Below are 23,538 nucleotides of genomic sequence, written 5' to 3'. Positions count from 1 at the left end.
GTCAGCGCCGAAGACCGACATGAGCGCCTTGGCGATCAGGTCCGCGAGATCGGCGCGGCCGTCGTCCTCGGCCCAGCGCACCAGCGCCGTGTGCAGGGCGGCCAGGCAGGCGCTGGCCGCCCGCCTGCGCCTGGAACGCCGTCTCGGGACCGGCGACCTCGTCCCCGAGCGGGCCGATGATGGCCTGCTGGAGCGCGTACTGGTCGTCCAGGTGGCGGGCCCGCAGCGCGGGCGTGGAGATCATGAGCCGGAGGCGGACGAGCAGGGACCGCCGGTCGGCCTCCGCGCCGTCGCCGGTCAGTGCGGTGGCCGCGGCGACGAGTGCGCGGCCGATGCGGCGTACCAGCGGCTGATCGGGCGGGGAGGCGGTGATGCGCTCGGCGATGAGCTCGCCGTGCTGGTCGATCAGTACGAGATCTTCCTTGGTGGGGAAGTGCCGGTAGAGCGTCATCGGCGACACCCCGGCCGCCTCGGCGACGTCGTTCATGGTCGTCGCGTCGTAGCCGCGCTCGCTGAACGGACGGATCGCGTGCGCCTGGATCGTGCGCTGCGTCTGGACCCGTCGTCGCTCCCGGAGGCTTGAACGCTGTGCCGGCTCGGCAACGCGGACGACGTGGCCGACGTGGTGGCGTTCCTCGCCTCCCACGCCGCCCGCTGGATCACCGGCCAGGTCATCGACGCCAGGCGGCGGCCTGTTCCTGGGGCCACGGTCCTGATTCACCCGGCCGTGTGCGCGAGGATGGCGTCGGCCAGCTCCTCGTGCACCTCCGGCGGCAGCGTGTGCCCCATGCCCTGCACGATCATCAGCCGCGCCCCCGGGATCTGCTCGGCGATGATCGCGCCGTGGCCCGGCTTGGCCGGTTCGTGGCTGCCCTCGATGACCAGGGTGGGCGCCTTGACCTGGTGGAGTACGCCCACCGGCTCGAAGTCGGGCTTGGCCGCCGCGGCCAGCCGGTGGTTGGCGGCCTTCGACAGGTCGCGGGCCCGGTCGTAGATGCGCTCCTGGAGACGGCGCGCCGCGTCCTCGTCGAACGGCAGCCCCGTGCCGTGCAGCACGCGCTGCTCGGCGATCATGGCGTCGATCTGCGCCCGCCGGTCCGCAGGAGGCGGGGCGGCCATGAGCCGGCGGAAGAAGGCCACGAACTCCGGCGTCGGCTCCGGCAGGCTGCCCTCGGGCTGCGGCTGCCCCATCAATGCCCGCACGAGCACCTCGCCCTCGCCACCGCCGAGCGGGGACGAGCCGATGACGGTCAGCGTACGCACCCGCTCAGGACGCTCCACCGCGATGAGCTGCCCGAGCAGGCCGCCCGCCGAATGGCACACCAGGTGCGCGCTTTCCAGGCCGTGCTTGTCCATCACGCGGTAGACGTCGTCCTTGATGTCCTCCCACGTGTACGGGTTCGCTTCGAAGTCCACGGTGTCCGACATGCCGGTGTCGCGGTGGTCGTACCGGATGACCCGGCGGCCCCCGGCGGTGAGCCGGCCGACGAACTCGTCAGGCCACAGGACACCCTGTGACATCGAACCCATGATCAACAGGATCGGCTCGTCCGTGCCGGCGCCGAACTCTTCACTCCAGATGTTCACGTTCTGCATGCCTCACAGCATGCCGCCGCCGCTTACGGGTGCCTTCCGTAGAACTACCAGCCGCGCCAGATCAGTACGGGAGCTGATCCCCAGCTTCGGATACATCTTGTACAGGTGGTATTCGACGGTACGCGGGCTCAGGAAGAGCCGGGCCGCGATCTCCTTGCTGGACAGCCCGTCGGCGACCAGGCCCGCGATGCGCAGCTCCTGCGGCGTCAGCACGTCCAGCACGTCGGCGGCCGGTGCCTGCCCGCTCTCGCCCGCCGCCCGCAGCTCGTCCTGCGCCCGCCGCGCCCACGGCCGGGCACCCGCCTGCTCGAACGTCTCCAGCGCCGCCCGCAGATGCGCCCGCGCCTCACCGGGCCGCTGCGTCCTGCGCAGCCGCTCGCCCAGCAGCAGCGCCGTCCTCGCCGCCTCGAACGGGTTGGTGTGCAGCCGCAGCGCCTCGGCGAAGGCGTCATCGGAACCTTCGACCAGGCCGCGGCAGCGGGCCAGCAGGGCCTGCGACTCGGCCGTGGCGGCGTTCGCCGACCACCGCTCGTACGCGGCCAGCGCCGCCCGCGCGCCCTCCTCGTCGCCCGCGCCCACGGCGGCCTCGACCCGATCCGGGGCCGTCCGCCACACCACGGTCGGATGCCCGGCCCCCGGCCCCGCCGCGACGACGGCCTTGAACCGGTCGTGCGCCGCCGCGTACCGGCCGAGACACAGATCGAGCAGCGCCAGCGCGTACGACGCCACCCCCGCGCGCATCCCCACCCGGTGCGGGATCGCGATGGCCAGCGCCTCGCGGGCCTGCCGCGCGCACAGCTCCTCCTCGCCCCGCAGCGCCGCCACCGCCGCCAGGTTGGCGAGGTGCGCGGCGACGGTGTTCGTGTATCCGGCCTCGCGTGCCAGCTCCAGCCCCTCCTCGGAGAGGGCCTGGCTGCGCGCCAGCCGCCCGGCCAGGCGCTCCGCCGTCGCTGTGAACTCCAGCACGACCGGCAGCTGCCCGCTCATCCCCGACACCCTGGCGACCCGCCCGGCCCGCTCGGCCAGCTCATTGGCCAGGTCGTTCTCGCCCAGGTAGCTGGCCGCGGCCGCCGCCCACAGGTGCTCGGCCGCGTCCTCCAGCTCGCCGGCCCGCGACAGAGCCCGCGACAGGGCCCGCCGCAGCAGGCCCGGCCCCTCGGGGTCGCCGTCCAGGGTCAGGCCGATCCCGGCCACCGTGTCGCGCAGGAACCCCTCGGGGTGCGCCGCCGCCCGCCGGCCCAGCTCGGCGATCGCCTTCGTGTCGCCGACGTACGAGGCCGCCTCCACGGCGTCGGCCAGCATGTCCAGGGTGTCGCCCGCCGACAGGATGCGTACGGCCTCGGCGGCGTCCCCCGAGTTCAGCTCGAACCGGCCGCGCAGCCGGGCGATCTCCATGGCGAGACGCGCGTCATCGCCGGCGCGCTCGCGGGCCTCGGCCAGCAGCGACTGCGCCTGACCAGGACGCCCGCCGAGCCAGGCGGCGACGGCGGCGTCCTTCAACCGCGCGGCACGGACGCGCGGGTCCGGGGTCAGCTCGGCGGCCCGGGACAGGGCGGTGGCGGCGGCGCCGTACCCGCCGCGCTCGCGCGCCCGCTCGGCGGCGGCCACCAGCGCGGCGGCGACCTGCTCGTCCTGGCCCAGCGTGGCACCCGCCAGGTGCCAGGCGCGGCGGTCGTCGCAGGCCAGCTCCGCCAGCACGGCGTGCACCCGGCGCACGTCGGCGGGGGAGGCCGCCTCCAGGATCGCGGAGCGGACGAGCGGATGCCGGAACCGCACGGTCGCGCCCGACACCTCGGCCAGCCCCGACTCCTCCAGCTCCGCCAGCGCCGCCTGCCCGCCGGCCAGCCGCTCGGCGGCCCCGAGCACCAGCGGGAGGTCGGCCTCGACGGCGGCGATCAGGGCGACGAGACCGGCTTCGGGGGACAGGGCGGCGACCCGGTCGCCGAAGAGGCGCGCGCCGCCGGGCAGCGGGTCGGGCAACGGCTCGTCCCCGGCGAGCTGCGCGGGCGTCAGGCGGGCGACGATCTCGTGGAGCGCGAGCGGGTTCGCGCCGGTCAGCGCGACGAGTTCCCGCCGTACCCCGTCGGGCAGCTCGCCGTGACGCTCCCGCAGCAGCTCGTCGGCGGCGGACTCGGGCAGCCCCCCTACGTCCACCGTCCGCGGCACCCCCTTGACGGGGGCGTCACCGCGTACGGCGAACAGCATCGCGATGCGTTCCGTGCCCAGCCGCCTGGCGGCGAACAGCAGCGCGTCGGCCGAGGCCCGGTCGATCCACTGGAAATCGTCGATCACGCAGATCAGCCCGTCCGGCACGGCCGCCTCGGCCAGCAGCGACAGGACCCCGGCCCCCACCAGGAACCGATCGCCCGCACCGCCCGGCTCCAGCCCCAGGGCCGCGCCCACGGCGTGCCGCTGCGGCTCGGGCAGCGCGCCGAGCGACCCGAGCACCGGCCACAGCACCTGGTGCAGCGCCGCGAACGCGAGATCGGACTCCGACTCGACGCCCGTGGTCCGCAGCACCCGCATCCCGCCGCCGCGCGCGGCCGCCGCGTCGAGCAGGGCCGTCTTGCCCGTCCCCGCCTCACCGCGCACGACGACCGCGCCGCCGGAGCCGTCACGCGCCCGCGCGATCACCTCGTCGAGCGCGCCCATCTCCGCAGACCTTCCGTAGAGCACGGGCACCCACTGTAGGGGCGCCCGTCACCTGGTGGGGAAGGCGGCCCACTTGTTGACGGCGAAGCCGTCGCCGTTCTTGTGCACCTCGGCGGCACTGTGTCCGGGCCAGTGGGCGGGGAAGATCAGCTCGCGCTGGTCGGCGGCGCGTTCGAGATAGGCGCGGCGGGTCTTGGCGGCGAGCTGCAGGTCGTCGCAGAAGCAGCTGTTCCAGCGCGGATCGAGGACCTGTACGGGGCTGTGCAGCATGTCGCCGACGAAGACCGCCCGGTCGGGGCCGGAGCGCAGGGTGAGCACGGACGAGCCGGGGGTGTGCCCCGGTGCGGGCTCGAGCGTCAGGTTGCCGTCGATGCGGTGGCCGCCCTCCCACAGCACCGCCTGCCCGGCCTCGTGGATGGGCGCGATGCTGTCGTTGAACACGAGCTTGCTGCCCTCCCAGCGGATACGCTCGTGATCGTCGCGCGGCGCCCGGCGCAGGTGGGCGTTCGCCGGGTCGAAGTAGGTGTTGTCGACGCGCGGGATCAGGTACGTGGCGTTCGGGAACGTCGGCCGCCACGCCCCGTCGCGCCACTCGGTGTTCCAGCCGACGTGGTCATAGTGGATGTGCGTGTTGACGACGACGTCGACGTCCTCGGGTGCGACCCCGGCCGCGCGCAGGCGGTCGAGAAAGTCCGTCTGCAGATCGGCGAACAGCGGGATCTGCGGGCGCGCCCTGCCGTTGCCGACCCCGGTGTCCACCAGGATCGTCTTGCCCTCGCTGCGCAGCACCCAGGTCTGGATGTGGCAGAGGTAGGCGTCGTCGGCGGGGTTCCAGAAGTCGGGCGCGAGCCAGTCCTCGTTGCGCCGCCAGGTCTCCTCGTCGCTGTCCGGGACGATGAAGCGGGCGGTGCGGACGGGGCCGGACCACTCGATGACGCGGGTGATCTCGACGTCGCCGAGAACGATCTTGTAAGCGGGCATGAAACGGGATCTCCTAAAGCTGCGGGCCAGGCGAGGCGGGGCCGTAGCGGGCCAGGAACGTGCGTACGGCCTCCTCGATCACCACCTCGGCGGACGGCTGGGCGGCGATCTCCTCCTCGAAGGCCATCACCCCGGGCCACACGAGGAACTCCTGCACCAGCCCCATGAACTGGCGGGCCGCGAGGTAGGTGTCCTCGCAGCGCAGGAGGCCGCGCGCGACCAGGTCGTCCAGACAGGCGGTGAACGCCGCCGCCACCGGTCCCTTACCCAGCCGGTAGAACTCGTCGGCGATCCACGGAAGCCGGGCGGACTCGGTGACCACGAGCCGGGCGAAGCGGATCTGGTCGGTCTCGGTGGCGAAGCGCCGCAGCGAACGGGCGAACTCCCGCAGGACGTCCTCGGCGCTCGCACCCGCATCACACGTGATGCTCTTGCCATCGAAGGACTCCCAGTGGTAGCGGAGCATCTCGCGGAAGACCGTCTCCTTCGCGCCGAAGCGGTTGTAGACGGTCTGCCGCGAGACGCCGGCCCGCTCGGCGACCCGCTCCACGGTGACGCCGGCGTAGCGGTCGGCCAGGAACAGCTCCTTCGCCGCCGCGAGGATCTTCCCGTCCGATGAAGATCTGCGCCGCCGCGTCTGCGCCGGCCGGTCCGTCATGCCGCCGCGCTCCTCACTCGCCTGCCGTTCACGAATTTAGACTTTACAGTACAGTCTAAACAACGGTGCGAACGGCGGGATTCCGCGCGGTCAGGCGGCTCTTGAACGCGAGCCGGTCCGCAGCGTCAGGCGATCCCCGGCGTCAGGAGCCCTTCAGCGCGGTGCGTACGACGTCCGCCAGCGCGGTCGGCCGCCGCCCGGTGATGTCGGCGACCGCCGAGGTCACGGTGGCGAGGAAGCCGCCCCGCGTCGCCGCGCCGAACGACGTCATCACCCGCGCCGCCTCCTCGGGCACACCGGCCGCCCGCAGGCCGGCGGCGTACGCGGCGTCGTCCACCTCCACCAGCTCCACGTCCCGGCCGCCGATCTCGCGCGCGAGCGCCGCCAGGTCGGCCGCGGTCAGCGCCTCGGGCCCGGTGATGTCGTACGCCTGCCCCTCGTGCCCGCCCTCGGTGAGCACCGCCGCGGCCGCCGCCGCGCAGTCCTCCCTGGTCACGTAGGCGACGGCGCCGTCTCCGCCGTTGCTCACCAGCCGGCCCGACGCGATCGCCTGCTGGATGCGGGCGGTCTGCATGTGCGCGTACAGGTTGTTGCGCAGGAACGTCCAGCTCATGCCGCTGTCGCGCAGCGCCTGCTCCGTGCCGGCGTGATCGGTGACCACCAGCGCCGGGTTGTCCGGCACCGGCTCGGGGACCGAGGTGTAGATCACGTGCCGCACCCCGGCAGCGGCGGCGGCCTTGACCGCCGCGCGGTGCCCGTCGAGGCGCACGCCCACCACGTCGGTGGAGATGAGCACCAGCCGCTCGACGCCCGCGAACGCGGTGTCGAGCGTGGCGGGCTCGCCGAAGTCGGCCCGCCGCACCTGGACGCCGCGGGCGGCGAGATCGGCGAGCGCCTCGGGGCGGCGCGTGGTCAGCACGACCTCTCGCGGGTCGGTGGTCTGCAGCACGTACTCGGCGGTGGCGCGTCCCAGAGGGCCGGAGGCGCCTGTGATGGCGATCGTCATCCCGATGCTCCTATTCGCAATCATCAAAGTTGCGAATTGATTATACTGTAGCCATAACGGTTGCGATATGACAGGATGGCGGCATGGCACGGTCGAAGAACACGCAGTTCGCCGTGGCCGTGCACGTCCTGACCTACCTCGCGGGCCAGACCGACGGCCGCCCGGTCAGCTCCGACGAGCTGTCGGAGAGCACCAACGTCAACCCCGTCTACGTACGCCGCGTGCTCGGGCCGCTGCGCGAGGCCGCGCTGGTGCGCTCGCGCCCCGGCGTGCGCGGAGGCTGGGAGCTGGCCGCCGACCCCCGCGACATCACGCTCGCCCAGGTCTGGCGGCTGCTTCAGGGCGACGACCCGGTGCTCGGGCTGCACGGGCCCGATCCGGCGTGCCCGATCGGCCGCAACATCCAGGAGTCGCTGACCTGCCTCGACCAGATGGTGGCCGACGCCGTCGCCGCGGAGCTGGAGCGGTTCACCGTCCTCGACGTGCTGACCAGGGCCCTCACGGATGAGCCGGACGGGCGGCAGAGCCCGGACCCGGCGTCCGGGGCGGGCCCTGTCCGCGCCGTCACCTCAGGGGAGACGCCGGGGTCGGCGTCACACGGGTGACCACGGTCCTCTCCCGGATCAGCAGGTCGTAGACGACCGGGCCGATCTCGTTCTTCCAGCGGTCGCTCTCGTAGACGGCCTCGTACAGCGCCTTCTTCTCCTCCTCGTCATCGAAGCGGCGGATCCAGACGTAGCCGTCCGGGTCCTCCGCGTCGACGAAGGAGGCGGTCACGTCCATGCCCTGCGCGGTCTGGAACGGGATGACGACGTCCTCCATGTAGCGCACCCATTCGTCGCGGCGTCCGGGCTTGGCCTGGTAGCGGCGGATCTCGTAGAACATCGTGTCACTCGGAAGGCCGCGTCAGTTCACGGTGAGGACGAGCTTGCCGCGGGTGCGGCCGGTCTCGCCGCGCTCGTGCGCCTTGGCGGCCTGCTCCAGTGGGAACGTCTCCTCCACCTCGACACGGACGTGACCCGCGTCGATCAGGCCCGCGATCGTGGCCAGCGCGGGACCGTCCGGCTCGACCAGGTACGCGCTGGTGCGCACCCCGGCCTCCTCGGCCGCCTCGGCCAGCTCGGGGGAGACGCCGCCGGGCACGGCCACCAGCAGGCCGCCGCGGCGCAGCGTCCGCAGGGAACGGGTGCTCGTCCGGTCCTGCCCGTCACCGATCAGGTCGATGACGACGTCCACGTCCTCGGCGACGTCCTCGAAACGGGTGGTCGTGTAGTCGATGGTCTCCTCGGCGCCCAGCTCCTTCAGCCAGGAGTGGCGGGCGGCGCGGGCCGTGCCGATCACGTGGGCGCCCAGGTGGCGGGCGAACTGCACCGCGAAGTGCCCGACACCGCCGGCGGCGGCGTGGATCAGCACGCGCTGGCCCTCCTGCACGTGGGCGGTGGCGGTCAGGATCTGCCAGGCGGTCAGCGCGGCCAGCGGCACGGCGGCCGCGTGCACGTGGTCGAGCGTGGCCGGCTTGCGGGCCCACTGGCGGCTCGGCGCGGTCACGTACTCGGCGTACGCGCCGGCCGCGCGCGGGAACCACGGCATGCCGTACACCTCGTCGCCGGGCCTGAGCGTGTGCACACCGAAGCCGACCTTCTCCACGACGCCCGAGACGTCCCAGCCCAGGATCAGCGGGAACGTCTGCAGGCCCGCCATGCCCTGGCCCGCCCGGGTCTTCCAGTCCACCGGGTTGACCCCGGCCGCGTGCACGCGTACCAGGACCTCGGTCGGCAGCGGCTCCGGGCGCTCCACGTCCTCCACGGTCAGCACCTCGGGCCCGCCGAACTCCTTGATCGTGACAGCTCGCATCATGTCCTCCCTCGGGTTCCGTGCCGGGAGCGTCACCCCCGGCAGGAAGAAAGAGTGGCCGAGGGCGAGGGACCTGTGTGAGTGGCCGGAGAGCCATCTACCGTACAATTCCGGCCATGACACATCGTGTGGCCGTTCTCGCGCTCGACGGCGTGCTGCCGCTGGATCTGGGCATCCCGGCTCGCGTGTTCAACGAGGCCTGCGAGCCCGACGGAACCCGCCTGTACTCGGTCACCACCTGCTCCATCGGCGGCAGGCCCGTACGCACCCACGAGGACTACAAGATCGTCGTAGACCACGACGAGTCGCTGCTGGAGAGCGCCGACACGGTCGTGATCGCCACGCAGGAGCCCAGCGAGCGGCTGCTCGCGACCGGCGAGCCGCCCGATGACGTCGCCGCCGCGCTGAAGCGCATCGGGCCGGACACCCGCATCGTCAGCCTGTGCACCTCCGCCTTCCTGCTCGCCGCCGCCGGGCTGCTGGACGGCCGGCGGGCCACCACCCACTGGGCGCTGTGCGACCGGCTGGCGCGGCTGTTCCCCAAGGTCGAGGTCGATCCGAACGTCTTGTTCGTCGACAACGGCCGCATCCTGACCTCCGCCGGCGGCGCGGCCGGCATCGACCTGTGCCTGCACCTGGTCCGCATGGACCACGGGGCGGCGGTCGCCGCGGCCGCCGCGCGGCGCTGCGTGGTCGCGCCCTGGCGCGAGGGCGGGCAGGCGCAGTTCATCGAGCACCCGGTGCCGCAGGACACCGACCGTTCGACGTCGGCCACCCGGCAGTGGGTGCTGGACAACCTGGCCGAGCCGATCACACTGGAGGACATGGCCAGGCACGCGAACATGAGCGTGCGCACGTTCACCCGCCGCTTCCGCAGCGAGGTGGGCAGCAGCCCGCAGAAGTGGCTGGCGCAGCGTCGGCTCGCGCACGCGCGCCTGCTGCTGGAGACCACCGAGCTGCCGATCGCGCGCATCGCCACCGCCTGCGGCTTCGGCGACCCCGTCGCCTTGCGCAAGCACTTCTACGCCAACCTCGGCCTGTCCCCCCTGGCCTACCGCCGCGCCCACCACGCCCCGGAACCGGCGGCCGCCTCGTAACGGCACCGGCGGGGACCCATACGTTCAGCGGATGTGAGTCAGCGCGGCGGCGACGACCGCGGCTCCCATCGGACATTGGCGTCCTGTGAAACCCCTCGGTCCGGGATGGTCGTCGTCCCGATCAGATGATCGACATCGTCCACAGCGACGAAGATGAAACAGATGCGCTGGAACTCGGCCTGTATGCCCCGGTGCAAACCCACCGGCACCTGCGTGACGCGCCCGTCCTTGGTCATCGTCTTCGCAAAGGACAGCGGCACGTCGAGGTCGAGGCTGACGCTCTGTCCCGCCACCTCCCACCTGCACACCTCCCCGCCCTTGGTCGAGCTGTGCTCTCCCTCCTCCTTGATGCCGAGGGCCGCGCGGTCGCGCTCGTCGAGGGCCAGGCACGGCTTCGACCTCAGCTCCTTCAGCGAGTACTTGCGCAGCGGTGCAGAAGGCGAGGGGGTGGAAGGCGAGGCGGAGGAGGACGAGGGAGTGGCGGAAGAGGGGACCGGTTGGGGGGACGCTCCTCGCGCGGCGGGCTGCCCGCTCGCGCAGTCGGCACTGAGCGCGACAGCGGCGAGCGCGAGCGCCGGTCCGGCGTTCAGGTGACCGAGCCCGCTCCAGGAGCGCCGGGGGCTGCCTGATCGCGGCATGCCCGCATGGTAGACGCATCCTCCCGGGACCGCTCCCTGCGATCCGGCTGCTCCAACGGCTGCCGGAAGGACCACGTCGCACCGGACGAAGCGGGCACTGCTCTACGATCACGCACCTGACGGAGCTGAGGCCACGAGCCGGCGCACGCCGTCACCGCGCCGGCCACGATGGCGAACGACGCAGACGTTCCTTCACTCCGGAGCGCTGACCACGTTGAGCGCCGCCGCGATGAGGCCGTCCACGCGACATCATGGCCAACGACATCACGCTGACCGGGGGCTCGACCAGGCCCGCGGTCGGCGTGAACGCCACCAACGCCCAGCTCCCGGTCAGCGACGTCGCCGTCTACGCCAACACCGTCCGGGGCGGCGGGTTCGGCTACAGCGCGAACGTCACCTTCCGCCGGGAGCCGCAGCGCTGACGCCCCAGAAGGGCGTTCCCAAAGGGCGTCTCGGAGGGGCGTCTTAGCAGGGCGTCTCAGAGGGTGACGACCGTCCCGGTGAGGCGGGACTCCTCCGCCGCCCAGGCGACCTCATGGCTGTGCAGGCTCTCCCGGGGATCCGACAGGATCGCGGCCGGGTCGTCCCGGGTGAGCGCGTCCAGGAAGGCGGCGATCAGGCCCTGGTCGCCGCCTCCGTGGCCGTCGGCGGGCGGGTTCGTCTCGATGACCTCGGCCTCGCCGGTCACGAAGTCGGTCACGGTGATCGTGGCGCCGTCACCCTCAAGGAAGCCGCGGGTGCCGAAGATGCGGGTCCTGCGGTGGGACATCGGGGAGAACGCGGTCATGGTGAACGAGGCCGTCGCCCCGCCGTCGAAGTCCAGGTTCACCACCTGGTGGTCCACCACGTCGTTGTCGCAGGCGTACACGCACCTGCCGTACGGGCCCTCGCGCAGCGCCCGCAACAGGCCCGCCTCCGTCGGGTCGTCAGTGAGCACCGAGAGGGGCCAGCGCTTCTCCTCGCCCACGTACGGCGAATAGATGCGCCTGGCGTCGTACGGACAGCCGGCCGCGACGGCGCAATCGAGGCAGCGGTCGGCGGCGCCCGCCGGGCGGTTCTCCGCCGTGAAGTGCTTCAGGCCGCCGAACGACGATACCCGGGCAACGCGGCGGCCCATCACGTACGTCAGCCAGTCGAGGTCGTGGCACGACTTGGCGAGCAGCATGAACGTGGCCTCGTCCGCACGGCGCCACTTGCCCCGCACGTACGAGTGGGCGTGATGCCACCAGCCGACGGGCTCCAGGTGCTCGATGGTCACGATCTCCCCGAGCCGCCCGCTGTCGAGCACGTCCTTCACCCGCCGGGTGTAGGTGGTGTAGCGCAGCACGTGACAGACCGCGAATATCACGCCGGAACGTTCGGCCGCCGCGACGATCCGGCGGCAGTCCGCCAGATCGGTGGCCATCGGCTTCTCCAGCAGCACGTGGTAACCCAGCTCGGCGAAGCGCACCGCCGGTTCCACGTGGTCGGCGTCCAGCGTCGCGATCACCACCGCGTCCGCGAGCCGGGGCCGCTCGGCGAGCTCCCGCCAGTCGCCGAAGGCCAGGGCCTCCGGGTGCTCGGCGAGCAGCGCGTCCCTGCGCCGCCGATCGGGCTCGGCCACGGCGGCGAGCCTGGCGTGGCCGTCCATCGTCGCGTACCTCGTGTACTTCGTCCCCCGGTCGCCCGCCCCGACCAGCGCCAGCCCGATGTGCGGCATGCTTTCCGCTCCAATTATGAGAAGATGCGTTATAAAGCTAGGGTCGCTGCAGTCCTACGGTCAAGAGGATTTATGACAACTCCTGGCGTAACTCGCGACGCGGCGCTGCTGCGCCGGCTCAACACCCGCGCCACCCTGCACGCGCTGCGCCGGGGCGGGCCGCAGACGCTGACGCAGCTCGCGCGCGCCGCCGGCCTGTCGCGGCAGACCGCCGAGGCGGCGCTCGCCGACCTGACCGCGCGCGGGCTCGCACGCGAGGTCGCGCCGGCCGAGGGCGGGGCGGGCCGGCCGGCCCGGCGCTTCGCGTTCCGGGCGGACGCCGGTCACGTCGTCGGCCTGGACGTGGGGCCGCGGCGCATCCTCGCCATGCTGGCCGACCTCGACGGCGACGTCGTCGCAGAACGCCGGCTCGACACGGACGAGCACCTGCCCGCCGCCGAGCGCCTCGCGCTGGCCGAGCGGGCCGCCACCGCCTGCGTCGAGGCGGCCGGACCGGCGCGCGGCGGCGTGTGGGCGGCCACGGCGGGCACCTCGGGCGTCGTGGACCGCTCGGGCAGGGTGACGATCTCGACTCTCATCCCCGGCTGGACGGGGCTCGACCTCGCCGGGCAGGTGGGCCGATGGTTCGGCTGCCCCGGCTTCGCGGCGAACGACGCCAACCTCGCCGCCGTCGCCGAGCACTGGCGAGGCAGCGCACGCCACGTCGACGACCTGGTCTACGTGCTCACCGGCTACCGGGCGGGCCACGGGCTGCTGCTCGACGGCCGCCTGCGTACCGGCCGCACCGGCAGCGCCGGCGAGCTGGGCAGGGTCCCGCTCACCGGCTGGGAGGACGCGTCGGTGGTGCTCGCCGAGGCGGGCCGCGGCGCGGACGAGCTCTTCCAGGCCGCACGGGCGGGCGAGCGGCAGGCGCTCGCGCTGGTGGACCGGCTTGCCCACGGGCTCGCGCGGGGTGCGTCCGTGCTCGTGGCCGCGGTGGACCCCGAGCTGGTCGTCGTGGGCGGCACGCTGGCAGGCGGGGGAGAGGTGCTGCTGGAACGGATGCGGGCGCACCTGGCCGAGATGTGCCTCAACCCGCCGGAGGTCGCGCCGTCCACGTTCGGCGAGGAGAGCATCGCGTACGGCGCCGTACGCATGGCGCTCGACCACGCCGAGCAGAAACTCATGGAGCCGTACGCCGCCGCGGCACCGTAGCCGCCCGCGCCCTGGCCGCTGCCGGCGTCTCCGCCTGACGGAGCAAGTCGTCGCCGCCGAGGCTGAGCGTGACCTCCGCGTCGCCCGCCTTCGTGGCCTCGCCGCGGATGAGGCCGGGCAGCACGCGCAACGCCTCATCGGTCCGGCGCTCCCTGTCCCGCGCGGGAGCCCCGACGGCCCGCCAGAACGGCGAGCCGGGGAAACCGCCGATCCCGACGCCGAGCACGACCCGGCCACCCGACCGGTGCTGGAGCGTCTGCACCTGCGCCGCGACCAGGGCGACAGGACGCAGCGGGAGGCTCAGGACGCCGAACTCCAGCCCGATCCATCCGCATCGTGATCCTCCCGTGTCTCCGGATCACGCTGGAAACTCAACCAGGGTTGAGGTCAACCGGCGGTTCAGGGCCTGGCCTGCTGAAGGTCCTCCGGCGGTGCCGGCTCGGCCGCGCCCCCGGCGTCCTCGTCAGGCGAGGAGGTGACGCGCTCGCTGAGCCGGCGGTACGGGCGGCTGCGCAAGGCGACGACGGTGGCGAGCAGGCCGATGACGCCGGCCGCCATGAAGATGACGGCGAGCCCGCGGTCGGTGCCGGTGCCGAACCAGCCGCCGATCGCCCGGGCGCCCGCGCCGTCCGTCATGAACGGGATGACCACGAACTGCGCGATCGGCGAGATCAGGAACGCGGTGAGCGGCGACGCGGCCTGTTCCACGCTCTGCGCGAAGCCGAACACCCGCCCCTGCCGCTCGTACGGCACGACCTTCTGCAGGATCGTCTGCTCCGCGGCCTCGGCGTACGGCACGAGCAGCATGTACGCGTACATCCCCACAGACAGCAGCACGATCGAGGAGCGCACCGGGAACAGCACGGTCACCCCCCACAGCACGAGGTTGGTGAGCAGCAGCACCCGCAGCGGGTTGCGGCTCAGACCGGTACGCGAGACGAGCAGCCCGCCCACGATGAACCCGGTGCTCAAAACGCCCCAGAGCAGCCCCCACACCTGCACGGGCACCAGCGTCAGCCCGTACGGGTCGATCAGCGCCATGAAGACGCCGCCGAGGAAGTTGTTGAACGTGGTGAACAGGATCAGCGCCGTCAGCCCCGGCACCTCGCCGACCAGCCGCATCGTGCCGCGCAGATCCACCGACCGCTTCGGCGCGTCCTCCTGCGCGGAAGCCTCCGGATTCCCCGGAACGCGGACGGCGGCCAGATGCAGCAGCGCGAGCACCAGCGCCCCCAGGCCGAGCACGAGCACCCAGTACATGCCGCCGAGTGCGACGAGCCCGCCGCTGAACACCGACGTGACCAGGAAGCTCACCCCCGTCGAGCTGCCGACCAGCCCGTTGGCGCGGTCCCTGCCCTCCTCGGGGATCAACAGCGTCACCAGCGTCGGCAGCGCGATCGTGCGGATGTTGCCCGCGATGACGCCGAACATCAGCAGCACGACCATCACCCAGAGCGGCACGCCGGCCGGATCGGTGAACGACTCCTGCGGCACCGTCAGATAGACGGCCAGCGCCCCGGCGTAGAGCACGAGCGACGCCAGCGCCGACAGCTGCATCATCGCCTTCTTGGAGTGGTGATCGACCAGGCTGCCGAACCAGATGCCGGACAGCGCCGTCAGCACCAGGAAGATGCCGGAGATCACGCCGGTCGCGAAGACCGAGTGCGTCTGCAGATAGACGTAGAAGGTGATGGCGAACCACGCGGTGCTGTTGACCACCGACACCAGAACGGTGTTGGCCAGCAGCTGGTAGAAGGTCTTGCGATCGCCGGGGATGACGCTCACGCCGCGGCTCCTGTGGCAAACGATGTGCTCCTGCGCACGGGTTGCGCGCCGCGCATAATCGTGCTGTCCTCGTCAGTAGACATCAACAGATTTTCCGTTCTCAGGGGTCGGTGCGAATCCGTCGGTAGTTAAGACCCGCCGGAACGGGCGAACTCATCGCGGTGCCGAGGCACGCGAGTCGTCCGGCCGTGCGGCGCACACCGATGGAGGAGACATGAGGGAAGCCACCGACCGGCCGCACACCACGACCGAGGCCGAGTTGCTCGACGCGGCGCGGGCCGGCGACGGCGACGCGTTCGGAGACCTGGTGGGCCCGCTGCGCGGGGAGCTGCGGGCGTACTGCTACCGCATGCTGGGGTCGGTGCACGACGCGGAGGACGTGGTGCAGGAGACCCTTGACCGGGCCTGGCGGGGCCTGGGACGGGTCGAGCATCGTGGGTCGTTCCGCCCGTGGCTGTACCGGATCGCGACCAACCGCTCCCTGACGCTCATCGAGCGGCGCGGCCGCCGCGAACTGCCCGCCGACCTGCGGCCCGACGGCCCATCGGCGGGGGACGTGGCGTGGCTGGAGCCCTACCCCGACCGGCTGATGGGCTGGGTGGACCGGCTCGGTCCCGAGGCGCGCACGCTCCAGCGGGAGAGCATGGAGCTCGCGTTCGTCGCCATGCTCCAGCACCTGACCGCCGTGCAGCGCGCCGCCCTGCTGCTGCGGGACGTCCTCGGCTACAGCGCGGGCGAGGCCGCCGAGGTGCTGGACACGAGCCGGCCCGCCGTCAACAGCGCGCTGCAGCGGGCCAGGAAGGTCCTCGCCGCGCGGCGTCCCGAGGAGAGCCAGCAGCAGGCGCTCGCCGCGCTCGGCGAGGCCGGCCGGCGGGACGTCGCCCAGCGCTACGCCGAAGCGTGGGAGAGCGGCGACGCCGACGCCATCCTCGCACTGCTCACCGAGGACGCCCGGATCTCGATGCCGCCGCTGACCGAGCTGTACCGCGGGCACGCCGAGATCCGCATCTTCCTGAGCGAGGTGCTGGGGCAGCGCTGGCGCGTCCTGCCCACCGAGGCGAACGGGCAGCTCGCGTTCGGCACGTACGCCTGGGACGGCCGCTCCGCCTACCAGCCCGCCGGCCTCGACCTCATCACCGTGCGCGGCTCCAGGATCGGCGAGGTGGTCTCCTTCCTGACCGCCGACTTCACCTCCTTCGGCCTGCCCGCCCGGCTCCCGGAGGGGTACGCGCGCACGCGGCACGCGTTCGCGATCGTCTAGCCCGGACATCCGGTACGCCCTGGCAGAGCCGTCCTGGTCCTGGCCGTCCACGGCCAGGACCGCCGCTTGTGTGACCGTCAGCCTTGGGCCGTCTCCGCGGCGCGGGCGAGCAGGGCGCGGCGTTCCGCGTCGGTGTGGGCGACGGCGGCGGCCTCGCGGAACAGGGCCGCCGCGCGGCCGCGGTCGCCGAGCCTGGCGGTGAGGTCGGCCTCGGCGGCGAGGGCCAGCGGGTGGCCGTCCAGCTCGCCGCCCGCACGGGCGCCGGCCAGCAGGGCAAGGCCCTCCCGAGGGCCGTACGCGTAGCCGTGCGCCACGGCGCGGTTCAGCTCGACGGCCGGCGTGGAGCGGATGCGGGACAGCTCGTCGTAGCAGCGTGCGATCTGCGCCCAGTCCGTATCCGCCACCGACGGTGCCGTCGCGTGGCAGGCGGCGATGCGGGCCTGCAACTCGTACGGGCCGCACACGGTGATACGGTCCCCGAAACCGCCCTCCGCCGGCTCGGCCAGGATGCCGAGGGCCTCGGCGATCGCGGCGCGGTCCCAGCGCGACCGGTCCTGCCGCTCCAGCGGCACCAGCTCACCGGCGCGGTCGCGACGGGCGTCCCGCCGCGAGTGCTGCAGCAGGAAGAGCGCGAGCAGCGCCGCCACCTCGTCCTGCCCCGGCATCAGCCGCGGCAGCAGCCGTGCCAGCCGGACGGCCTCGTCGGCGAACGCGGGCTCGCCGTCGGCGTTGTAGCCCTGCGTGAACAGCAGGTACAGCACGGAGAGCACACCGGGCAGCCGCTCGTCCAACGCAGGGCCGCTCGGCACCCGGTACGGGATGCGCGCCGCCGCGATCTTGTGCTTGGCCCTGGTCAGGCGGCGGGTCATGGCCGACTCGGTGACCTGGAAGGCACGGGCGAGCTCGGCGGCCGGCACCGCGCAGATCGTCCGCAGCGTCAGCGCCACGCGCGCCTCCAGCGCCAGCGCCGGATGGCAGCACGTGAAGATCAGTCTCAGGCGATCGTCCACGATCTCCTCCCCGCCGCTTTCACCGCTCGTCCACGGGCCGTCGCCGGCGTCCACCGAGAGCGCGGCCAGCTCCTCCAGCTTCCGGCGTTCCAGCGAGGCGCGGCGCAGCGTGTCGATCGCGCGGTTGCGCGCCACCGTCATCAGCCAGCCGCCCGGATTGGGCGGAACGCCGTCTTCCGGCCACCGCTGCACGGCACGCGCCAGCGCCTCCTGGGCGCAGTCCTCGGCCAGCGTCCAGTCGCCGGTGACGCGGATGAGCGTGGCCACGATGCGCGCGTACGCGTCCGCGGCCACGCTTTCCAGGACGTTCACGCCTCCAGGACCGGGCGCAGCTCCAGACGCCCCTCCCTGGCCATCGGGTGGGCGCGGGCCACCTCGATCGCCTCGTCGAGGTCGGCGCATTCGAGCAGATCGAAGCCGACGATCATCTCCTTGGTCTCGGTGAACGGGCCGTCGGTGAGGATCAGTTCGCCGTTGCGCACGCGGACGGTGGTCGCCGCCGACCCCGACGCCAGCGCCCCGCCCTGCAGCCGCCGCCCGCGGGTGTCGTTGTCGGCCACCCAGGCCTCGATGTCCGGCAGGTTCTCCCTGTCGGTGTCGGGCTCGGGGTCGTTGCAGACGAACATCATGTACTTCACTGCGTGCTCCTCCTCGGATTGCGGTTCACCATAGTCACGAACGGGACCTGCCCATCCGGACACGTCCACGAGGAAGAGCTTCAGGAACCACGGCGGCCACGCGCGCATCTAACTCGCCGTGGAAGCGCTCACCGCTGGGGATCCGCAGCGGATCGGGGACTACTGGATCGCCGGGCGGCTCGGCTCCGGCGGCCAGGGCGTCGTCTATGACGCCTATGACGGGGAGGGGCGCAGGGTCGCGCTCAAGGTGCTGCACGCGGTCGACGACCAGGCGAGCCGCGACCGGTTCGCCAGGGAGGCGACGGCGGCGCGGCGGGTGGCGTCGTTCTGCACGGCGCGGGTGCTGGGCTGCGACATGTCGGGCGAGCGGCCGTACATCGTCAGCGAGTACGTGCCGGGCCCGAGCCTGCGCCGGGTGGTCGAGCGGGGACGCAGGTTCACCGGCGACGACCTGCACCGGCTGGCCACCGCGATCGCCACCGCGCTGACCGCCGTGCACGAGGCCGGGGTGATCCACCGCGACCTGAAGCCGGACAACGTGCTGCTCAGCGCCGACGGCCCGCGCGTCATCGACTTCGGCATCGCGCGCACCCTGGAGATGTCGCTGACCAGGACCGGCGAGGTGGCGGGCACGCCCACGTACATGGCGCCCGAGGTGTTCACCGGGCAGCGCGCGGGAACACCGGCCGACGTGTTCGCCTGGGGCGCGATCGTGGTGTTCGCCGCCACCGGCGAGGACCCGTTCAGGGCCGACAATCTGGGCGGCGTCATGCACCGCGTGCTGTCGCACCACCCCGACCTGAGCGCGCTGCCGCCTGCGCTGGCCTCGCTGGTCTCGGCCGCGCTGGAGAAGGACCCGGCGGCCCGTCCGGCGGCCCGCGACCTGCTGCTCGCCCTGGTCGGCGGCGTCGGCGTCCCGCTGCTGGAGGCGGGCAGCAGGGCGGCGGCGGGCGTGCACGTGCCCGAGCAGGCCGACCCGGCGCTCGGCACGATCGCCGAGGACGCCTACGGCGCGCTCACCCCCGACGAGCGCGAGCTGGCCGCCGCGGTCTTCCTCCGCCTGGTGACGGTGACCGACGACGGCCACGAGACCGTACGCCACGCGCTCAAAGAGGACCTGCTCGCCGGCCGCTCAGAACGCGAGGTCCAGGCCATCGAGCACATACTCAAGGCGTTCTCCTACCTGGTGACGCAGCAGGACGACGCCGTACGGCTGTCGCGTCCGGCGCTGCTGCGCGCCTGGCCCCGGCTGCGGATCTGGGTGGACGGCGACCGCGACGGCCTCGCCGTGCTCGCCAGGATCAGCGACGCCGCCCGCCACTGGGACGACAACGGCCGCAAGGACGCCGACCTGCTCCAGGGCAGCCGCCTGGACGAGGCGCTGACCTGGGCCGCCACCGGACGCCGGCACATCACGCTGACCCCGCGCGAACGCGACTTCCTCGCCGCCGGCACCGGCCTGGCCAGGCGGCGCGTGCGCCGCAGGCGGCTGACCACGGCGGCGCTGGCCGGGCTGCTCGCGGTGGCGCTCGCGGCGGGCGGCATCGCCGTGCTGCAGGGCAGGCAGGTGGCCGAGCAGAGCCGCGTGGTGGCACGCCAGCGCGACCAGGCCGTCGGGCGGCAGGTCGCGGCGGAGGCCGACCGGCTGCGGACCACCGACCCGGTCAAGGCGATGCTGCTCAGCGTGGCCGGCTGGCGGCTGGCCCCCGGCTCCGACACCCGGCGCAGCCTCACCACGTCGCTGACCATGCCGGAGAGCGGCGTCTTCCGCGACCCGGGCGCCAAGGGCGTCTCGGCCGCGGCGTCGGCGGCCGGCGGGCGTGTCCGCGCCATCGCAGGGGAGGACGGCGTACGGGTCTACGACGTGCCCGCGGGGCGGCAGACCGCGTTCTGGCCGTGGCCTGAGGGGATGGACATGCTGCCGACCGCGGCGGCGCTCAGCCCGAGCGGCCGCACCCTGGTCGTCGTCAGCAGGCAGACCGCCACCGCCTGGGACACCGCCACCGGCAAGAAGCTGCGCGAGCACCGCGTCACCGAGGGCAGTCCCGGCGTGCACGTCGTCTTCGACGGCCACGAGAGCCTGGCCGCCGTCATGCGCGAGAACACGCTGGAATTCCTCTGGGACACCAGAACGGGCGCGTCCTACACGCCACGCCTGTGGGCCGAGCACACCCCGGCGATCGCGCCGTCCGGCGACTACATCGCCGGGGTCGAGATGAACCAGCGCGGGCTCAAAGTGATCCACCTGCCCGACCTCAAGGTCCACGCCCGCATCCCGAAGACGTGCGGCTCGGTGGTGGCGTTCACGCCCGACGGCAGGCGGCTGCTCTGCGCGAACGGCGACATCACCGCCTGGGACCTCGCCACCGGGACCAAGGTCCCTGACGAGGACCGGCCGTTCTGGCAGCCGTCGGCGGCGAGGTACCTGCCGGGTGGGCGGCTGCGGATCAGCCCCGACGGCCGCCGCCTGCTCGGCGTCGAGGGCAGCACCCTGCACCTGTGGGACGCCGCCGGCGGCGACGAACTGGCCGTCTACCACGCAGAAGGCGAGCCCGAGGACGCCTGGCTGGAACGCGACGGCCACACCGTCCGCTACCTGCTCGACAACTCCACCATCACCGCCGACCTCGGCTCCCGCCTGACCTCGGCCCGGCTGCCCGGCGGCCAGCAGGTCGTCGCGTTCGCCGGGAACGGCCGCCTGGCCGCCACCGCCAAAGGGCCGGAGCCGCTGCGCCTGTGGGACGGCCGCCGCCTCGGAGCTCCGATGGAGGGCAGCGGGGGCGCGACCGGAGCGGTGTTCGACCCGGCGGGCCGGCGGCTGGCCGCCGAAGCCCTCGACTCCTCTGTCGGGCTCTGGGACGTGACCTCCGGCCGCCGCCTGTGGCGGTACCCGGTGCCGCGCCGGCAGGGCGTGCTGGCGAAGGCGTTCACGCCGGACGGCCGCAGCCTGGTGCTCTCGCTGACGGAGCAGAGCGAGCGCGACGCCCGCAACGAGCTGATCGTCCTCGACGCGGGCACCGGCCGGGTGCTCGCCCGGCACGCCCTCGCCACCTCCACCGGCTCGATCGAGCCCACATCCGACGGCACGGCCGTGGTGACCGGCACCGGGACCGTGTACGACCTGCGCACCGGCAAGGCCACAGGGCCCGGCTTCGGCCGCGCGGGCCAGGTCGTCGCGGTCAGTCCCACGGAGCCGCTGCTCGCACTCGGCTCAGGGACGGTCGAGCTGTGGGACCTCACCAAGGGCGCCGAGCTGCCGCCCGCGCTGCGCGTGGCGAGCGAAGCCCAGGTCGAGGCCATGCGGTTCAGCCACGACGGCTCCCTCATCGCCTTGATCGGCAGGTCCATGGGGGAGACGTTCAACGACGTCTACAGCGTCCAGGTCTGGGACGTCGCCGCCCGTGAGCGCCTCGGCTCCTTCCCCATCGGCATCCTCGACCGGCTCGCCTTCAGCGCCGACGACCAGACCCTGTACGTCTCCGGCAACGGCGAACACACCGTCACCACCATCCCGGTCGGGGCGCAGGGCGTGGCCAGGCTCGTGTGCGAGCGAGCGGGCCGTACGCTCACCGGCCAGGAGTGGCGTCAGTACCTGAAGGACGTGCCCTACCGCGACGTCTGCGCCGACCTGTGACGCGCGGGGCCGGACCCGGCCATCCGGACCACGCGCCGGAGAGAAGCGATCAGCTCGCTGACGGGCGTCGGCCACGCTGAAGACTTGGAACGATGCAATCCCGCAGGGGATGCGATCGAGCCCGTTCGAAGGGCCGCGAGCGGGCCACCGGCCGGAGCCGCCGCCTCTGAAAGTTTCGGACAACTTCTTAAAGTTTCCCTCTGTTGTTGCTCGCGCGAATTGCCTATTCTTCGGACCATACGGTTTTCGGGGCGGCCGTATTAGGCGTGATCTGCGTGGAATTCGAGTCAAGGAAGCGGGCCATGGTCACGAAACGTTTCGGTCACTCACCGTGGTGAAGGGTAACGCTGGGCTGCTGGTGCCGGATCTCCTCGCGCGCCGCGCCCAAGAGCAGCCCGAGAGCCCGGCGCTCGTGGTGGCCGAGGTCGGGACGCTCACGTTCGGCGCATGGGACCGGCGCTCCAACGCGGTCGCCCGCGCGCTGATCGAACGCGGCCTGGCGGGCGGGCAGCGGGTCGGCCTGGTGTTCGACGAGCGGGACTGGATCGACCTCGCCGTCGCCTGGTGCGGGGTGATGCGAGCCGGCTGCGTCGCCGTGCCGCTGTCCGCGCGGCTGGCCCCCGCCGAGTTACGCCACGCGCTGACCGACTGCTCCGTGAGCGCCGTCCTGCACGGCCCCGGGATCGATCCACCGGACGTGGGCGGCTGGCGGGGCACGCCGGCGGACCTGGATCAGGCGGACGAGAGCCCGGTGCGCGGGGACTTGCAACCCGGCGGGCTGGCGCAGATCATCTACACCTCCGGCACCACCGGCAAGGCCAAGGGCGTCGGCGCCACCCACGCCAACCTCGCCTACGGGCTGTCCGCCGACCCCAAGCGCCGCAGCCTCCTGCACTCCCGGCACTTCCTGCACGCCTTCCCCATCGGCAGCAACGCCGGCCAGACCATGCTCGTCAACTCCCTGGGCGCCCGCCCCGCCGCGCTGACCATGCCGCGCTTCACGCCCGCCCGCTTCGCCCGGCTGATCGAGTCGTACCGGGTGGGGACGGTCTTCGTGGTGCCCGCCATGGCCATCGAACTGCTCAACGCCCGCGTCCACGAGCGGCACGACCTGTCGAGCGTGCGGCTGCTGGGATCCACCGCGGCGAGCCTGCCGCCCGCCGTCGCGGCCGGCATGGCGAAGGCGTTCCCGAAGGCGACGATCGTCAACTACTACACCTCGACCGAGGCCGCTCCGGCGCAGACCGTGATGATCGTGGACCCCACGCGGCCGGCCTCGGTGGGACGGCCCCACTCGGGCGGCGACCTCAAGATCGTCGGCCCGGACGGGCGGCCCGCGAAGACCGGGGAGACCGGCGAGGTGTGGCTGCGCTCACCTGTCGGCACCCGCTCCTACTACCGCGACCGCGGGCTGAGCGAGACCGTCTTCCGTGACGGCTGGGTGCGCATGGGCGACGTCGGCTACCTCGACGCGGACGGCTACCTCTACCTCGTCGACCGGGAGAGCGACGTCATCAAATCCGGCGCGCACAAGGTGTCCACGCTGCAGGTGGAGGCCGCGCTGTACGAGCATCCGTCGGTCGCCGAGGCCGCCGTGGTCGGGGTGCCGCATCCGGTGCTCGGCCGGGTCACCGCGGCCGCCGTCGTGACCAGGTCGCCGGTCAGCGCCGCCGACCTGCGGACGTTCCTGATGGACCGGCTGGCCAGGCACGAGCTGCCGAGCCGGCTGCTGTTCGTCCCCGAACTGCCGAAGAACCACCTCGGCAAGGTGGTGAAGTCGCGGCTGCTCGACCTGCTCCGGCCCGACGCCACCTGACCACGATCACAGGAAGAAC

Annotated in this window: 21 protein-coding genes; 7 read left to right on the top strand and 14 right to left on the bottom strand. The window is 72.9% G+C overall.

Annotated elements, in window-relative coordinates:
- Position 1: 1 nt before the first annotated feature.
- The 6 genes from AB0K67_RS38450 to AB0K67_RS38425 form a co-directional block, all read right to left on the bottom strand.
- The gene (locus AB0K67_RS38450) at positions 2-646 is read right to left on the bottom strand and encodes a helix-turn-helix domain-containing protein (RefSeq protein WP_364070004.1); all 645 of its coding nucleotides are present in this window, start codon (positions 644-646) and stop codon (positions 2-4) included.
- Between the two features lie 71 nt (positions 647-717).
- Positions 718-1,596, bottom strand: coding sequence for an alpha/beta fold hydrolase (locus AB0K67_RS38445; RefSeq protein WP_364070002.1), 879 nt, complete (start codon positions 1,594-1,596; stop codon positions 718-720).
- Positions 1,597-1,599: 3 nt separating this feature from the next.
- Positions 1,600-4,272 carry an AAA family ATPase gene (locus AB0K67_RS38440; protein ID WP_364070000.1) on the bottom strand — a complete coding sequence of 891 codons (2,673 nt, stop codon included), beginning with the start codon at positions 4,270-4,272 and terminating at the stop codon, positions 1,600-1,602.
- Between the two features lie 24 nt (positions 4,273-4,296).
- A complete protein-coding gene (locus AB0K67_RS38435; protein ID WP_364069998.1) occupies positions 4,297-5,229 on the bottom strand; it encodes an MBL fold metallo-hydrolase in 933 nt (310 codons plus the stop codon).
- A gap of 13 nt (positions 5,230-5,242) precedes the next feature.
- A complete protein-coding gene (locus AB0K67_RS38430) occupies positions 5,243-5,887 on the bottom strand; it encodes a TetR/AcrR family transcriptional regulator (protein ID WP_364069996.1) in 645 nt (214 codons plus the stop codon).
- A 142-nt stretch (positions 5,888-6,029) separates the two neighbouring features.
- Complete coding sequence (locus AB0K67_RS38425; RefSeq protein ID WP_364069994.1) at positions 6,030-6,893, bottom strand: NAD(P)H-binding protein; 864 nt, start codon at positions 6,891-6,893, stop codon at positions 6,030-6,032.
- Between the two features lie 83 nt (positions 6,894-6,976).
- Here AB0K67_RS38425 and AB0K67_RS38420 point away from each other — a divergent pair, with 83 nt between their 5' ends.
- Positions 6,977-7,498, top strand: coding sequence for an Rrf2 family transcriptional regulator (locus AB0K67_RS38420; protein ID WP_364069992.1), 522 nt, complete (start codon positions 6,977-6,979; stop codon positions 7,496-7,498).
- Here AB0K67_RS38420 and AB0K67_RS38415 read toward each other — a convergent pair.
- Both AB0K67_RS38415 and AB0K67_RS38410 read right to left on the bottom strand, forming a co-directional pair.
- A complete protein-coding gene (locus AB0K67_RS38415) occupies positions 7,458-7,778 on the bottom strand; it encodes an NIPSNAP family protein (protein ID WP_364069990.1) in 321 nt (106 codons plus the stop codon). The two genes, AB0K67_RS38420 and AB0K67_RS38415, sit on opposite strands and share 41 nt — an antisense overlap.
- 21 nt (positions 7,779-7,799) lie before the next feature.
- The gene (locus tag AB0K67_RS38410) at positions 7,800-8,750 is read right to left on the bottom strand and encodes an NADP-dependent oxidoreductase (RefSeq protein ID WP_364069988.1); all 951 of its coding nucleotides are present in this window, start codon (positions 8,748-8,750) and stop codon (positions 7,800-7,802) included.
- A 113-nt stretch (positions 8,751-8,863) separates the two neighbouring features.
- On the opposite strand from AB0K67_RS38410, the gene AB0K67_RS38405 reads away from it, so the two are divergent.
- Positions 8,864-9,844 carry a helix-turn-helix domain-containing protein gene (locus tag AB0K67_RS38405; RefSeq protein ID WP_364069986.1) on the top strand — a complete coding sequence of 327 codons (981 nt, stop codon included), beginning with the start codon at positions 8,864-8,866 and terminating at the stop codon, positions 9,842-9,844.
- Positions 9,845-9,882: 38 nt separating this feature from the next.
- Here the strand turns inward: AB0K67_RS38405 and AB0K67_RS38400 are convergent, their stop codons facing one another.
- Positions 9,883-10,482, bottom strand: a complete 600-nt coding sequence (locus AB0K67_RS38400; RefSeq protein WP_364069984.1) for a DUF3558 family protein — start codon at positions 10,480-10,482, stop codon at positions 9,883-9,885.
- 251 nt (positions 10,483-10,733) lie between these two features.
- Between AB0K67_RS38400 and AB0K67_RS38395 the strand changes: the two genes are divergently transcribed.
- Entirely contained in the window at positions 10,734-10,904 is a 171-nt protein-coding gene (locus tag AB0K67_RS38395) for a hypothetical protein (RefSeq protein ID WP_364069982.1), read from the top strand.
- 56 nt (positions 10,905-10,960) lie between these two features.
- Here AB0K67_RS38395 and AB0K67_RS38390 read toward each other — a convergent pair whose 3' ends face one another.
- On the bottom strand, positions 10,961-12,181 hold the full coding sequence (locus AB0K67_RS38390) for a Gfo/Idh/MocA family oxidoreductase (protein ID WP_364069980.1): 1,221 nt from the start codon (positions 12,179-12,181) through the stop codon (positions 10,961-10,963).
- A gap of 72 nt (positions 12,182-12,253) precedes the next feature.
- Here AB0K67_RS38390 and AB0K67_RS38385 point away from each other — a divergent pair, with 72 nt between their 5' ends.
- The gene (locus AB0K67_RS38385) at positions 12,254-13,375 is read left to right on the top strand and encodes an ROK family protein (RefSeq protein ID WP_364069978.1); all 1,122 of its coding nucleotides are present in this window, start codon (positions 12,254-12,256) and stop codon (positions 13,373-13,375) included.
- Here the strand turns inward: AB0K67_RS38385 and AB0K67_RS38380 are convergent.
- Entirely contained in the window at positions 13,344-13,694 is a 351-nt protein-coding gene (locus tag AB0K67_RS38380) for an LLM class flavin-dependent oxidoreductase (protein ID WP_364070072.1), read from the bottom strand. The genes AB0K67_RS38385 and AB0K67_RS38380 overlap by 32 nt on opposite strands.
- Before the next feature lie 80 nt (positions 13,695-13,774).
- Complete coding sequence (locus AB0K67_RS38375; RefSeq protein WP_364069976.1) at positions 13,775-15,160, bottom strand: MFS transporter; 1,386 nt, start codon at positions 15,158-15,160, stop codon at positions 13,775-13,777.
- A gap of 214 nt (positions 15,161-15,374) precedes the next feature.
- Between AB0K67_RS38375 and AB0K67_RS38370 the strand changes: the two genes are divergently transcribed.
- Positions 15,375-16,421, top strand: a complete 1,047-nt coding sequence (locus AB0K67_RS38370; protein WP_364069974.1) for an RNA polymerase subunit sigma-70 — start codon at positions 15,375-15,377, stop codon at positions 16,419-16,421.
- 77 nt (positions 16,422-16,498) lie between these two features.
- On the opposite strand, the gene AB0K67_RS38365 is transcribed toward AB0K67_RS38370, so the two are convergent.
- Positions 16,499-17,743: a DUF6596 domain-containing protein gene (locus tag AB0K67_RS38365; RefSeq protein ID WP_364069972.1), complete on the bottom strand. Its 1,245-nt coding sequence runs from the start codon at positions 17,741-17,743 to the stop codon at positions 16,499-16,501.
- Complete coding sequence (locus tag AB0K67_RS38360; protein ID WP_364070070.1) at positions 17,740-18,060, bottom strand: YciI family protein; 321 nt, start codon at positions 18,058-18,060, stop codon at positions 17,740-17,742. Before AB0K67_RS38360 ends, AB0K67_RS38365 begins: the two co-directional genes overlap by 4 nt.
- Before the next feature lie 127 nt (positions 18,061-18,187).
- On the opposite strand from AB0K67_RS38360, the gene AB0K67_RS38355 reads away from it, so the two are divergent.
- Together AB0K67_RS38355 and AB0K67_RS38350 are read left to right on the top strand one after the other, a co-directional pair.
- Positions 18,188-21,703 (top strand): serine/threonine-protein kinase, encoded by a 3,516-nt coding sequence (locus AB0K67_RS38355; protein WP_364069970.1) that lies wholly within the window; start codon positions 18,188-18,190, stop codon positions 21,701-21,703.
- Positions 21,704-22,037: 334 nt separating this feature from the next.
- Positions 22,038-23,519, top strand: coding sequence for an AMP-binding protein (locus AB0K67_RS38350; RefSeq protein WP_364069968.1), 1,482 nt, complete (start codon positions 22,038-22,040; stop codon positions 23,517-23,519).
- Positions 23,520-23,538: the final 19 nt, after the last annotated feature.

The sequence above is a fragment of the Nonomuraea sp. NPDC052634 genome (assembly GCF_040678535.1).
Taxonomy (GTDB): domain Bacteria; phylum Actinomycetota; class Actinomycetes; order Streptosporangiales; family Streptosporangiaceae; genus Nonomuraea; species Nonomuraea fastidiosa.
This window is presented reverse-complemented; position numbering and strand designations above follow the sequence as displayed.

Excerpts from the sequence above, each read along its gene's own strand:
- AB0K67_RS38395 (WP_364069982.1), top strand. The coding sequence starts at position 10,734 with ATGGCCAACGACATCACGCTGACCGGGGGCTCGACCAGGCCCGCGGTC.
- AB0K67_RS38430 (WP_364069996.1), bottom strand. The coding sequence starts at position 5,887 with ATGACGGACCGGCCGGCGCAGACGCGGCGGCGCAGATCTTCATCGGAC.
- AB0K67_RS38415 (WP_364069990.1), bottom strand. The coding sequence starts at position 7,778 with ATGTTCTACGAGATCCGCCGCTACCAGGCCAAGCCCGGACGCCGCGAC.
- AB0K67_RS38390 (WP_364069980.1), bottom strand. The coding sequence starts at position 12,181 with ATGCCGCACATCGGGCTGGCGCTGGTCGGGGCGGGCGACCGGGGGACG.
- AB0K67_RS38385 (WP_364069978.1), top strand. The coding sequence starts at position 12,254 with ATGACAACTCCTGGCGTAACTCGCGACGCGGCGCTGCTGCGCCGGCTC.
- AB0K67_RS38360 (WP_364070070.1), bottom strand. The coding sequence starts at position 18,060 with ATGATGTTCGTCTGCAACGACCCCGAGCCCGACACCGACAGGGAGAAC.
- AB0K67_RS38420 (WP_364069992.1), top strand. The coding sequence starts at position 6,977 with ATGGCACGGTCGAAGAACACGCAGTTCGCCGTGGCCGTGCACGTCCTG.
- AB0K67_RS38435 (WP_364069998.1), bottom strand. The coding sequence starts at position 5,229 with ATGCCCGCTTACAAGATCGTTCTCGGCGACGTCGAGATCACCCGCGTC.
- AB0K67_RS38400 (WP_364069984.1), bottom strand. The coding sequence starts at position 10,482 with ATGCCGCGATCAGGCAGCCCCCGGCGCTCCTGGAGCGGGCTCGGTCAC.
- AB0K67_RS38405 (WP_364069986.1), top strand. The coding sequence starts at position 8,864 with ATGACACATCGTGTGGCCGTTCTCGCGCTCGACGGCGTGCTGCCGCTG.
- AB0K67_RS38410 (WP_364069988.1), bottom strand. The coding sequence starts at position 8,750 with ATGATGCGAGCTGTCACGATCAAGGAGTTCGGCGGGCCCGAGGTGCTG.
- AB0K67_RS38445 (WP_364070002.1), bottom strand. The coding sequence starts at position 1,596 with ATGCAGAACGTGAACATCTGGAGTGAAGAGTTCGGCGCCGGCACGGAC.
- AB0K67_RS38425 (WP_364069994.1), bottom strand. The coding sequence starts at position 6,893 with ATGACGATCGCCATCACAGGCGCCTCCGGCCCTCTGGGACGCGCCACC.
- AB0K67_RS38370 (WP_364069974.1), top strand. The coding sequence starts at position 15,375 with ATGAGGGAAGCCACCGACCGGCCGCACACCACGACCGAGGCCGAGTTG.